9 protein-coding genes are annotated in these 12,668 nt (G+C 72.4%); 5 read left to right on the top strand and 4 right to left on the bottom strand.

All coding sequences use genetic code 11. The features are described 5' to 3' along the window. Positions 1 to 127: 127 nt before the first annotated feature. Complete coding sequence (locus tag OHB13_RS30285) at positions 128 to 898, top strand: hypothetical protein (protein WP_266860600.1); 771 nt, start codon at positions 128 to 130, stop codon at positions 896 to 898. A gap of 86 nt (positions 899 to 984) precedes the next feature. Here the strand turns inward: OHB13_RS30285 and OHB13_RS30280 are convergent, their stop codons facing one another. Beyond that, on the bottom strand, positions 985 to 1,815 hold the full coding sequence (locus OHB13_RS30280) for a GntR family transcriptional regulator (protein ID WP_266851702.1): 831 nt from the start codon (positions 1,813 to 1,815) through the stop codon (positions 985 to 987). Between the two features lie 120 nt (positions 1,816 to 1,935). Here OHB13_RS30280 and OHB13_RS30275 point away from each other — a divergent pair, with 120 nt between their 5' ends. Further along, positions 1,936 to 2,784 carry a (2Fe-2S)-binding protein gene (locus OHB13_RS30275; RefSeq protein ID WP_328379178.1) on the top strand — a complete coding sequence of 283 codons (849 nt, stop codon included), beginning with the start codon at positions 1,936 to 1,938 and terminating at the stop codon, positions 2,782 to 2,784. 166 nt (positions 2,785 to 2,950) lie between these two features. Next, positions 2,951 to 4,021: a DUF2637 domain-containing protein gene (locus tag OHB13_RS30270; RefSeq protein ID WP_266851705.1), complete on the top strand. Its 1,071-nt coding sequence runs from the start codon at positions 2,951 to 2,953 to the stop codon at positions 4,019 to 4,021. Positions 4,022 to 4,047: 26 nt separating this feature from the next. On the opposite strand, the gene OHB13_RS30265 is transcribed toward OHB13_RS30270, so the two are convergent. Next, positions 4,048 to 4,446, bottom strand: a complete 399-nt coding sequence (locus OHB13_RS30265; RefSeq protein WP_266851707.1) for an ATP-binding protein — start codon at positions 4,444 to 4,446, stop codon at positions 4,048 to 4,050. Positions 4,447 to 4,666: 220 nt separating this feature from the next. Between OHB13_RS30265 and OHB13_RS30260 the strand changes: the two genes are divergently transcribed. Both OHB13_RS30260 and OHB13_RS30255 read left to right on the top strand, forming a co-directional pair. After that, positions 4,667 to 7,813 (top strand): alpha-mannosidase, encoded by a 3,147-nt coding sequence (locus OHB13_RS30260; RefSeq protein ID WP_328379177.1) that lies wholly within the window; start codon positions 4,667 to 4,669, stop codon positions 7,811 to 7,813. Between the two features lie 182 nt (positions 7,814 to 7,995). Further along, positions 7,996 to 9,195, top strand: coding sequence for a cytochrome P450 (locus OHB13_RS30255; protein ID WP_328379176.1), 1,200 nt, complete (start codon positions 7,996 to 7,998; stop codon positions 9,193 to 9,195). A 42-nt stretch (positions 9,196 to 9,237) separates the two neighbouring features. On the opposite strand, the gene OHB13_RS30250 is transcribed toward OHB13_RS30255, so the two are convergent. Together OHB13_RS30250 and OHB13_RS30245 are read right to left on the bottom strand one after the other, a co-directional pair. Beyond that, positions 9,238 to 10,980 (bottom strand): pyruvate dehydrogenase, encoded by a 1,743-nt coding sequence (locus OHB13_RS30250; RefSeq protein WP_328379175.1) that lies wholly within the window; start codon positions 10,978 to 10,980, stop codon positions 9,238 to 9,240. A 108-nt stretch (positions 10,981 to 11,088) separates the two neighbouring features. Continuing rightward, positions 11,089 to 12,447, bottom strand: a complete 1,359-nt coding sequence (locus tag OHB13_RS30245; protein WP_328379174.1) for a protein phosphatase 2C domain-containing protein — start codon at positions 12,445 to 12,447, stop codon at positions 11,089 to 11,091. Positions 12,448 to 12,668 lie beyond the last annotated feature (221 nt).

The following is a 12,668-nucleotide window of genomic DNA, read 5'->3' as shown; positions in this document are numbered from 1 at the left end:
CGCGGAGCCGCACATTGTGAATTGATTCACCCAACCCCTTGGCCCGGCATGCCAATCCGTGCTGAGATGCGCCCAGACTCAACAGCTCAATGGTGCGCTCGGGGAGGGCAATGTGGCCTATACCGCCATGTCTGGTTACGGAACGACAGCTGATGACGATCCTCCACTCCAGACCGCGGTATGGCGGCTGCGCTCGCGCGGCTGCTGGGCGGACGCGGCCGCCCTGCTGGAACCACACGCGAAGCACGACGCCGAGGCGGCCCTGCACCGGGCCGCGCTGCTGATCGAGCGGTGTCTCTACACGGAACAGGGCTGGACGGACGCGGAGGACGCCCTGCGGACGGCCGAAGCGCTCGCCCGCAGCGACGAGGCACGGGGTGCCGCGGCCTGTGAACGCGGCCAGCTCGGTTACGCGTCAACACTGTTGGGCGTACGGGACCGGGCCGACGAGGCGCGGGCCGCGATGGGCAGGGCCGCCGCCCTGATCGCGCCGGGCTCGGCGGGCCGGCCGCTCCTGGACTTCCGCCGCGGGCTGATCGCCCAGAACCTGGCCGACTCCGCCCAGTCGGCGCGCGCCGCCTACCGCCGGGCCCACGCGGGCGCCACGGCGCACGGTCAGACGCTGCTGCTCTCCTTCACCTGGCGCCATCTGGCCTCGCTGGCCCTGCGGGAGGGCGAACTCGCCGAAGCCAGGCACGGGTTCACCGAGTCCCTGCGGATACGGGAGGAGCTGGGCTACCTCGTCGGTACGGCCCCGGCACTCGCCGCGCTCGCCGACGCGGAGCCCGAACCGGAGGCGACCAGACTGCGGGCCGAGGCGGCCCGGCTGTTCCGGCTGCTCGACGGCGTACCGACCTGGCTGGCCGCGCAGCTCACACCACCGGCCGCGGCGGTGTGAGCTCAGCCGCGGCGCGGGGGGTGCGGTGCTGGGTGCTTCACCGGTGGCACAGGGCCGGTCGGTGCGGCCCCCGCCGGTACTCCGGTTCAGCCGGGCGCCCCGGTGAAGTGTTCCCGTACGAGTGACTGGACGACCGTGAGGTCGCGGGCGATCAGGGCGTCCAGCAGGGCCGTGTGCTCCGACGCGTCGGCGAGGAGGTCGGCGCGCCGGGTGACGGGCGCGCTCACCAGCGGCCACTGGGCCTTGCGGTGCAGGTCGTCGGCGACGGCGACCAGCTGCTGGTTCCCGGAGAGCCCGAGCACGGCCCCGTGGAAGGCACGGTCGGACTCGGCGTAGCGGGCGCGGTCGCCGACCGCGGCGGCGGAGACCGTGGCCTCGGCGAGCGGCCGCAGCTCGGTCCAGCGGTCCGCCGGGACGGCGCGCGCCAGCCGCAGCATCACCGGGACCTCGATCAGGGCCCGCACCTCTGCCAGCTCGGCGAGTTCCCGGGCGCTGCGCTCGGCGACCCGGAAGCCCCGGTTCGGCACGACCTCGACGGCGCCCTCGACCGCGAGTTGCTGCATGGCCTCCCGTACCGGGGTGGCGGAGACGCCGAAGCGCTCGCCGAGCGCCGGTCCGGAGTAGACCTCACCGGGGACCAGCTCGCCGTCCACCAGGGCGGTGCGCAGCGCGTGCAGGATCTGGCCGCGCACCGAGTGGCGCCGCACCTGCTTCGCCCCGGACGCAGGCGCGTACGGCCCGTCGGGCACCGGCCGTACGGCGGACGCGGGCTGCTCGCAGCGGCTGTGCTCGCCGGGGGCCGGTTCCGCCGTTTCCCGCCGCTCCGGGCTGCGAGCGGGGTCGGGGATCCGGGCCGGGCCGGACGGGCGCGGGGGCGCGTACGGCTGTACCGCATCGCGTGCTCTGCCCTGTTCCACCTGGGTCCTCCTCCGGCGTCCTGTTCAGCACGATAGGCGGACGGGGCCCCAGTTCAAACATCGATCGGATCGGATAAGGTAAGGCTTACCTGCAAACGATCGCGATTCGGTGGTCCCTGCATGCCCGTCTCCACCTTGCTGCGCTCCCCCGTGACCGCCGCCTACGAGCGACTGACCGAGGTGTTCCCCGGCCTGTCCGTCACCGAGCCCGCGGACGGACTCACCCCGTCGGGCGGCGGCTGGGTGACCGCCACCGGCCTCGCGGAGGGCGGCAGCGCGCTCGACGCCTTCCTCGGCTGGGACAGCGCGCAGGTGGAGCGCGACTACGGGCAGCGGGCCCGGCCGGACGTCATCGCCGGCTTCGGTTTCCACCGGTACGCCTGGCCCGCCTGTCTGCTGATCACCGTCCCGTGGTTCCTGCACCGCAGGGTGCCGAGGCTCCCGGTCGGCGCCGTCTCCTTCCAGCGCGCGCTGGGCCGGATGGCCGTACGGACCGGCGCCTTCGCCTGTCTGCCGGACGACCCGGCCGCCGGGGAGCCCGGCGCGTATGTGGTCGCGGACGAGGACGCGCTGCGCGCCGAGGTGCGGGCGGCGGTCGCCGAGCATCTGGAACCGGTGCTCGACGGCTTCGGTCCACGGATGCGCCGCGGCCGGCGGGCCCTGTGGGGGATGGCGACCGACGAGATCGTCGAGGGCCTCTGGTACGTCGCCCATCTGCTCGGCGAGGAGTCGCGCGGGGTGGCGGAGCTGGAGCTGCTGCTGCCGGGCGCGACCGCCCCGTACGCCGGCGGGGCGGGCTTCCGGGAGCTGGCCGGGCCGCAGGGCCGGCCGCTGCCGACCCGCGACCGCGCGAGCTGCTGTCTCTTCTACACCGTGCGCCCCGGGGACACCTGCGTTACCTGCCCCCGCACCTGCGACGCCGACCGAGTGGCCAGGCTCAGCGCTGACACCCCTCTTTCGGCTGACTGAATTCGAACCCAACACGGCTCGCACGCAAGGCAGTTCGATCAGATCGCCCCTATCCGGTGCTCCCTGCACTCCGTTGGCGTGCTCTTGTCCCGAAACGCTCTGAGCGCCCCGGGATCTGAGCCAATATTGCGGCCGCAATGCACTGACGCGATGCAAGGGACACCGCATGCGACTGACCGACATATCTCTGGACTGGCTGCTTCCCGGTGGCGTGATGATCGCGGGGGTCCTGGTCGCTGTGGCGGTGCTCGTGCGCGGCAGGCGCTCCGCCGACAAGGGAGCGGCCGACGACACCTGGGAGCGCAGCGAGGAACGCAGACGGCACAAGGAGGCGGTCTACGGGACCGCCTCGTATCTGCTGCTGTTCTGCTGCGCGGCGGTCGCCGCCGCGCTGTCCTTCCACGGACTGGTCGGCTTCGGCCGGCAGAACCTCAACCTCACGGGCGGCTGGGAGTACCTGGTCCCGTTCGGCCTCGACGGCGCCGCCATGTTCTGTTCCGTGCTGGCGGTGCGGGAGGCCAGCCACGGTGACGCGGCGCTCGGCTCGCGGCTGCTGGTGTGGACGTTCGCCGGAGCGGCGGCCTGGTTCAACTGGGTACACGCGCCGCGCGGCCTGGCCCACGCGGGCGCCCCGCAGTTCTTCGCGGGGATGTCGCTCTCGGCCGCGGTGCTGTTCGACCGCGCGCTGAAGCAGACCCGAGTGGCGGCGCTGCGCGAGCAGGGGCTCGTACCCCGCCCGCTGCCGCAGATCCGGATCGTACGGTGGCTGCGCGCGCCCCGGGAGACCTTCGGCGCCTGGTCGCTGATGCTCCTGGAGGGTGTGCGGACGCTGGACGAGGCGGTCGACGAGGTCCGTGACGACCGGCGCCAGAAGGAGCAGAACCGGCTCCGGAAGCGGGAGCACGACAAGCTGGAGCGGGCCCACCTCAAGGCGATCAACAGGCAGCACCGGTCGCTGGGCCGTGGCCGCGGCAGCCGTCAGGTGGAGGTGGCGGGCACGGCTCCGGCTGCGGGCGCGCCGAAGGCGGTATCGGAGCCTGCCATACCCGAGCCGGGACAACTGCCCTTACGCGCCAGGCCCTCCCTCCAGGCCGTGACGAGTCCTGACTCCGACCGGGCCGCGGCGGGAACCGATGCCGTAACGGTCGACCTCACCGCCGAGGACGACACCCAGACGCTCCCCCGCCTCGACTCCCTGGAGCAGAAACTGAAGGATCTCGAACAGCAATTCGGCTGAGTGGTCCGGAGGCGGTCAGGTGTGAGTCATGCCTGGCCGCCTTCGAGTTCGAACCAGACCGACTTCCCCACCTCGTGCGTCCGTACGCCCCAGGCGTCCGCGAGCGCCTGCACCAGGAGCAGCCCCCGGCCGTGCGTGCTCTCGTCGGTGGCGCCGCGGGGCTCCGGCTGCCCGTTCGTGAAGTCCCTTACCTCCACCCGGAGTCCGGCCGGGCCGACCCCGGCGGTGACGACCGCCCCCCGGTCCGTGTGGATCAGTGCGTTCGTCACCAGCTCGCTGGTGAGCAGCTCGGCCACATCGGCGCTGCTCTGGCTTCCGCACCGGCGCAGCAGCTCCCTGAGCCCGTGCCGTACGTCCTTCACCGCGGGCAGATCCCCCCGGCCCAGTCTGCGGCGCAGCCGCCCGGTCCGGCGCCCCCCTGGCATGCCGGATCCCTGGCCGCACCGGTCGGGTGCGGTACTCGTGCCACTGTGACGCCCCGTCATATCCCCCGCCTGCAAGTCGTGGTGCTCTGTCGTGCTCGAACAGCCTCCCGGAATGCATGCCCGGCAGGCGGGTGCTCACGCATGACGGGCGGGTGCCGTGCGCTCCGCCGGGGAAGGCAAGCGGGGAACGTCACGCCGAGCCGATCCCGTAGGAGCCGCGATGCACGACGACCGATCGCTGGTTGAGGGCCGCCTGGAGCGGGCCCTCAACCAGTTCATCCGCCCCGCTCAGTACACGGACCGGGTGGGGCTCACCCTGTCCGTCTGGCACGCGCCGGGCGAGCCGGTGCCCGTGGCGGAGGCCTTGCGCGGCATGTACGAGCCCTTCGTGGCCGGGACGGAGTGGGGCAGGCCCTGGTCGACCAGCTGGTTCCGGTTGGAGGGCGCCGTCCCCGACGCCTGGGCCGGGCGGCGGGTCGAGGCCGTGATCGACCCGGGATTCACCGGCGAAGGGCCGGGGTTCCAGGCCGAGGGGATGATCTACGACGCCGAAGGCGTGCCGGTCAAGGGCATCCATCCGCGTAACCGCCAGGTGCCCGTCGCGGCGCCGGCCGCGGGCGGCGAGCCGGTACGTCTGCTGCTGGAGGCCGCCGCCAATCCCGCCGTACTGCGGCACGGCTTCGAGCCGACACCGCTGGGCGACGTACTGACCGCGGGCGACGATCCCGTGTACCGCTTCGCCTCCGCGGATCTCGCCGTGCTGAACGAGGACGTCTGGCAGCTGGTCATCGACATCGAGGTGCTCTCCGAGCTGATGCGGGAGCTGCCGGCCGACCGCAGCCGGCACCACGAGATCCTGCGCGCCCTGGAGGACATGCTGGACGCGCTGGACCTGCACGACGTACCGGGTACGGCGGCGGCCGGGCGGGCGGCGCTCGCGCCCGCGCTGGCCAGGCCCGCCGAGGCGGGCGCCCACCGGATCTCGGCCACCGGCCACGCCCATATCGATTCGGCCTGGCTGTGGCCGCTGCGCGAGACCGTGCGGAAGGCGTCGCGGACCTTCGCGAATGTGACGGCGCTGGCGGCCGACTACCCGGAGCTGGTCTTCGCCTGCTCGCAGGCCCAGCAGTACGCCTGGGTGAAGGAGCACCAGCCACACATCTGGGAACGCATCAAGAAGGCGGTGGCGGACGGGAACTGGGCTGCGGTCGGCTCCATGTGGGTCGAGTCGGACGCCAATATGCCGGGCGGTGAGGCGCTGGCCCGCCAGATCGTGCACGGCAGGCGCTTCTTCGCCGAGGAGCTGGGCGTCGAGACCGAGGAGATCTGGCTGCCGGACTCCTTCGGCTACACGGCTGCCTTCCCGCAGCTGGCGAAGCTCGCGGGGATCAGGTGGTTCCTCACCCAGAAGCTGTCCTGGAACCAGGCCAACCGGATGCCGCACCACTCGTTCTGGTGGGAGGGCATCGACGGGACCCGGGTCTTCACCCACTTCCCGCCCGTCGACACGTACAACTCCCAGCTGCACGGTGCCGAACTGGCCCACGCTGAGCGGAACTTCGCCGACAAGGGGCGTGCGACGCGCTCCCTGGTGCCGTTCGGCTGGGGTGACGGCGGGGGCGGCCCCACGCGCGAGATGCTGGAGAAGGCGCGCAGGCTCCGGGACCTGGAGGGCTCACCGCGCGTGGAGATCGAGAAGCCGTCGGCCTTCTTCGCGGCGGCCGAGGAGGAGTACGGGCGGCAGGCGCCCGTCTGGTCGGGCGAGCTCTATCTGGAGCTGCACCGCGCCACGTACACCACGCAGGCGAAGACCAAGCAGGGCAACAGGCGCAGCGAACACCTGCTGCGGGAGGCGGAGTTGTGGGCGACAGCGGCCGCGCTCCGGTCGGACACGTACAGCTATCCCCATGACGAGCTGGACCGGATCTGGAAGACCGTGCTGCTGCACCAGTTCCACGACATCCTGCCGGGTTCGTCGATCGCCTGGGTGCACCGGGAGGCGCGTGAGACCTACGCCGGGGTACGGGAGGAGCTGGAGGCGATCATCGCCGGGGCGGTCTCCGCACTCGAACTGGGCCCGGACGTCCGGCCGTTGAGTGAGAGCCACTCCCCCAGGTCCGTGCTCAACGCCTCACCGTACGGGCGCCGAGAGGTCGTCCGTACGGCAGCCGGAACCGGCGGCACGGCGGACAGCACCGGAGGTACGGCGTTCAGCACCGGGGGTTCGCAGGACGGCGCCCTCGCCTTCGCCGAGGTACCGCCGCTCGGTTCCGCGCCGCTCAGCGGTACGGCGCCCGGCGCGCCCGTGACGGTGACGGAGGACGGGCCGGCGATCGTGCTCGACAACGGGCTGCTGCGGGTCACGGTGGACGCGGACGGGCTGCTGTCCTCGGTACGCGATCTGGCGGCTGACCGCGAGGTCCTGGCGCCCGGCAGCCGCGGCAACCTGCTCCAGCTGCACCCCGACCACCCCAACCAGTGGGACGCCTGGGACATCGACCGGCACTACCGGCGCAGCCGCACCGATCTCACCGCCGCCGAATCGGTGGAGTTCGTCGCTACGGGGCCACTGCGGGCCGCGGTGCGGGTGGTACGGACCTTCGGGGCCTCGCGCATCACTCAGGAGCTGCGCCTCGACGCCGAGAGCCCCCGGCTGGACATCCTCACGGAGGCCGACTGGCAGGAGTCCGAGAAGGTCCTCAAGGCGGCCTTCCCGCTCGATGTGCACGCCGAACGGTCCACGGCCGAGATCCAGTTCGGCCATGTGCACCGCGCCACGCACACCAACACCAGCTGGGACGCGGCCCGTTTCGAGATCTGCGCGCACCGCTGGCTGCGGGTCGCCGAACCGGGGTACGGGGTCGCGGTGCTCAACGACTCGACGTACGGCCACGATGTGACACGGGCCGAGCACCGGGACGGTCTTGGCACGACCGTACGGCTGACGCTGCTGCGCGCCCCGCACAGCCCGGACCCGGAGACGGACCTGGGGACCCACCGGTTCAGCTACTCGCTGTATCCGGGCGCCGGGGTGACCGACGCCGTACGGGAGGGGCTGGCGGTCAATCTGCCGCTGCGGACGGCGGACGCCCCCGCCCTGGCACCGCTGATCGCCACGGACCATCCGGCCGTGACGGTGGAGTCGGTGAAGCTCGCCGAGGACCGCAGCGGGGATGTGGTGGTGCGGCTCTACGAGTCGGCGGGCGGACGCGCGGACGCCGCGGTCAGGTTCGGGTTCCCGGTGGGGCGGGCCGAGATCACCGACCTGCTGGAACGTCCACTGCGGGAGGTGACAGCGGACGGGGACACGCTCGCGGTGGCGCTGCGCCCCTTCCAGATCCTGACCCTGCGGCTGCGCCCGGCCTGACCGCCGCCGCCCGCCCCGAGGTGGGTCCCGGGGCGGGCGGCGCCGCTTCCCGCCCCGGACACCACCCGCCCTGCGAGCCTGCCTGATCCAGACGACAGGCCCCGGGCGTCTTGCACTGCGCAGCGGCTGGGCAGGGAGCAGACGCCATTGACTCCTGCGGGCGCCGCCCCCACCCTCCCGGCATGACCCCATCCCATCAGGCCCCGTTCGCCCCGTGCGCCGGCGAGAGCTGGCGCTCGCCGTGGGAGATGTACGCGACACTGCGCGACGCGCACCCCCTCCACCACGTCGCCGAGGGCGACTACTGGGTCCTCTCCCGTTACGCGGATGTGCTCGCCGCCGCCCGCGACACCGACCGCTACTCCTCCGCCGACGGCCTGACCATCACCTACGGCGAGCGCGAACGCCTCGGCATCACCGACGCCGCACCGATGGTGATGCTGGACCCGCCCGACCACACCGCCTTCCGCCGGCTGATCACCCGCGGTTACACCCCGCGCCGGGTCGCCGCCATCGAGCCGCATGTCCGGGCCTTCGTCAGGGCCCGCCTGGACCGCATCGCCGATCTCGGCGGCAGCTGCGACATCGTCGCCGAACTCTTCAAACCGCTGCCCAGTTACGTCGTCGGCCGCTATCTCGGCGTCCCCGAACACGACCGCGCCCACTTCGACGGCTGGACCCACGCCATCGTCGAGGCCAACGCGCTGGGCGACCCGCTCGCCGCCGCCGAAGCCGTCACCAGCCTCTTCGGCTACTTCAGCGAGCTGATCGAACGCCGCCGCACCGAACCCGCCGACGACACCGTCTCCGACCTGGTCGCCCTGATGCCGTCCGACGACACCACCACCCTGCTGCGCATCCTCGGCTTCGCCTTCACCATGGTCGCCGGCGGCAACGACACCACCACCGGCCTGCTCAGCGGCGCCGCCGAACTCCTCACCGCCCACTCCGGCCAACGCCGCGCCCTCCTGGACACCCCCGCCCTGCTCCCCTCCGCCATCGAGGAATTCCTCCGGCTGACCTCCCCCGTGCAGTGCCTGGCCCGCACCGTCACCGAGGACACCACCCTCCACGGCCGGACCGTCCCCGCCGGCCGCAAGGTCCTCCTCCTCTACGCCGCCGCCAACCGCGACCCGCGCGCCTTCGGCCCCACCGCCGACGACCCGGACCTCACCCGCGAGGGCCCCCAGCACCTCGCCTTCACCCACGGACCGCACCACTGCCTGGGCGCCGCCGCGGCCCGCCTCGTCTCCCGAACGGCCCTGGAGGAACTCCTGGCCCGCTTCCCGGACTTCGACGTCGACTCGGCGGCGGGCACCTTCGCCGACGGCAACTACGTACGGCGGTACGCGTCCCTGCCGTTCGCCGCGGCCGGGACCTGAGCGGTCTGTTGTGCTGGCGTGCTGGCGTGCTGGCGGTCCCGGCTACGGCCTCGGCACGTTCCGCAGGTTGGAGCGGGCCATCTGCACCATCCGGCCCACGCCGCCGTCCAGCACGATCTTGGACGCGGAGAGCGCGAAGCCGCTCACCATGTCCGCGCTGATCCGCGGCGGGATGGACAGCGCGTTCGGGTCGGTGACCACGTCCACCAGAGCGGGGCCCTTGTGCTTGAAGGCGTCCGTGAGCGCCCCGGCCAGCTGTTTCGGCTTCTCCACCCGGACGCCGTAGGCCCCCGCCGCCCGCGCGATGGCCGCGAAGTCGGAGTGCTGGTGGGTGGTGCCGTACGCGGGCAGGCCGCCCACCATCATCTCCAGCTCGACCATGCCGAGCGCCGAGTTGTTGAAGACGACGACCTTCACCGGCAGGTCGTACTGCACGAGGGTCAGGAAGTCACCCATCAGCATCGAGAAGCCGCCGTCGCCGGACATCGCGACGACCTGCCGCTGCCGGTCGGTGAACTGGGCGCCGATGGCCTGCGGCAGGGCGTTGGCCATCGAGCCGTGGCTGAAGGAACCGATCACCCGGCGGCGGCCGTTGGGGGTGAGATAGCGGGCCGCCCACACGTTGTTCATCCCGGTGTCCACCGTGAAAACGGCGTCGTCGTCGGCCACTTCGTCCAGGACTGACGCCACGTACTCGGGGTGGATCGGGGTGTGCTTCTCGACCTTGCGGGTGTAGGCCTTGACGACGCCTTCGAGGGCGCCGGCGTGCCTCTTCAGCATCTTGTCGAGGAACTTGCGGCTGGTCTTCGCCTTCACCCGGGGCGTCAGCGCCAGCAGGGTCTCGCGCACATCGCCCCAGACCGCGAGGTCCAGCTTGGTACGGCGGCCGAGGTGCTCCGGACGGATGTCGACCTGGGCGATCTTCACGTCGTCGGGCAGGAAGGCGTTGTACGGGAAGTCGGTGCCGAGCAGGATCAGCAGATCGCACTCGTGCGTGGCCTCATAGGCGGCCCCGTAGCCGAGGAGGCCGCTCATGCCGACGTCGTACGGGTTGTCGTACTGGATCCACTCCTTGCCGCGCAGCGCGTGGCCCACCGGGGACTTGATCCGCTCGGCGAACTCCATCACCTCGGCGTGCGCACCGGCCGTACCGCTGCCGCAGAAGAGCGTCACCCGGTCGGCCTCGTCGATCAGACGGGCCAGCTTCTCGATCTCCGCCTCGCCCGGACGGACCGAGGGGCGGGAGGTGACCAGTGCGGTCTCACCGGTCCGGTCCGGGGCCGGGGCGCCCGCGATGTCACCGGGAAGGGTCACCACACTGACACCGCTCTGGCCGATGGCGTGCTGGATGGCGGTCTGGAGCAGCCGCGGCATCTGCTGCGGGCTGGAGATCATCTCGCTGTAGTGGCTGCACTCCTGGAACAGCCGGTCGGGATGGGTCTCCTGGAAGTACCCGAGGCCGATCTCGCTGGAGGGGATGTGCGAGGCGAGGGCGAGGACCGGCGCCATGGAGCGGTGGGCGTCGAACAGGCCGTTGATCAGATGCAGGTTCCCGGGGCCGCAGGAACCGGCGCAGGCCGCGAGCTTCCCGGTGACCTGGGCCTCGGCGCCTGCCGCGAACGCGGCGGTCTCCTCGTGCCTGACCTGGATCCAGTCGATGGCCGCGTTACGCCGGATGGCGTCCACGACAGGGTTCAAGCTGTCGCCGACGACTCCGTACAGGCGCTCCACGCCCGCGCGGACGAGGATGTCGACGAACTGCTCCGCAACGTTCTGTTTGGCCATGCCTCCATCAACCCATGGGCGCCACGGTCTCGCCTGCGCTATTACGCCTTTCCATGAGCCCGGCTCCGAGGAGCCCCCGGGCGCTGGGGTGGGGGCCACCGGTGCACCTCAGGTCTCCCAGACCGCGGCGGCGGTGCGGTCGTCGGCGTACCCCTTGACGCGTACCTGGGCATCGGCCAGGAACTCCGCGAGCCCCGGCGGCTCGGGCGGCGCCCAGCGCGCGGCCAGTTCGTCGGAGAGTGCCGGCTCGCCGCGCAGCGGTTCGGCGAGGCCCGCGCTGCACAGCAGCAGGGTGTCTCCCGGCCGGGCCACCGACGCACGGAAGCGGAACGGCTCGGTGGGCGGCAGCTGCGGGGTGCCGGGGTGCGCGGCGGGCTCCAGGTCCTGCCAGGCACCGTCTCGGAGGCGGAAGAGCCCGCCGTCCCCGACGCCGAAGAAGACCCGGGTGCGGCATTCGGGGTCTCCGGTGAGCAGCAGGCAGCGCAGGGACGCCGTGTACTCGTGGGGTTCGAGGCCCAGTTCGACGGCGCGGGCACGCAGTTTGCCGAAGCCTCGCCCGGTGAGCCGGTGCAGCCCCGATTTGAGATCGCCCCTGCGGCCCGCCCTGATGTCCTCGGCGAGCCGTAGCCTGCTGCGCCCGACGGCCCCGCCGATCCAGCGGCAGGCGTCGGCCGCTGCCAGGTGCGCGCCTTCCGCCGCCCGGGCGCCACTGGCGACGGCGACCAGCACGAGCGCGCTGTCGCCGCTGCCGAAGCGGGCGGTGAGCAGGGAGTCCCTGCGGGGCTCACCCCGGTACCGCGCGGAGTCACCGCGTACGGAGGTGGCGCGCACGGTGTAGGAGCCGTAGCAGGCGCCGTCGATGACGGTGTCGGCGACGAGCTCGTCGAGGGCGTCGGGGTGCGCGTCGGGCAGGGCAGTGGGCTCGGCGTCGTAGGTGGGCGGCCCGTCACCCACATGAGCGACGGCGGGGCGCGCAGGGGTGACCGGGGTGGCGTGGGGGGCGGTACGGGGAGCGGAGGGCGGCGCGGGTGTCGGGGATGGTGACGGTGATGGAGCGGGCGTCGCGGATGGTGTGGGGGCTGTGGGTGCACCGCCGCTCCTCCCCCGCTGGAACGGGAAGGTCCGGGAGGGCAGTACGCCCTCCACGGGCGGCTCCCACGGCGCCCGGTCCCTCGGTTCGGCCACCGGCCACGGAGCGGGCTCGGGGACGGAGGAGGAAACGGTCCCGTACCGCGGGTCCACCGACGGCGGCAACTCCGCCTCTGTCCCCGGTGGTTCCTGCCGGACCGCACCGGGAGCCGCACCGGCATCCACCCCCCGTACGGCGCCCAGCGTCCCTGCCGCGGAGTCGAAGCGGTCGTCCAGGCTGTCGCCCTTGTCGGCGGTCGTCTGGTCCTCTGCGGTCTCGTCGTACAGCCGGCCCCACCAGTCGTCGGCGGTGGCGGGCTGCTCCCCCTGCTGACTCATGCCCCTATTGTCCACGGATGGGGTGGTCCAGGTACAGGGTGCGTGGAATTGCCCGTTGGGCCGCACCGCCCCCCACGGGGGTGCGGCCCAACGGAGTTGCGGAGTGAGCCGCCGCAAACCGCCCGATACGGTCAACCGGACCTGCCCGGAAGCCGGGTTCTGTTACACCAGTTCGATCACCCTGGCAGAAACCGGAGTTGAGCGGCGATGATGTGCCGCGG

It is taken from the genome of Streptomyces sp. NBC_00440 (assembly GCF_036014215.1).
Taxonomy (GTDB): Bacteria; Actinomycetota; Actinomycetes; order Streptomycetales; family Streptomycetaceae; genus Streptomyces.
Note: the sequence above shows the minus strand (reverse complement) of the source record. Positions and strands in the feature narration are given on the sequence as shown.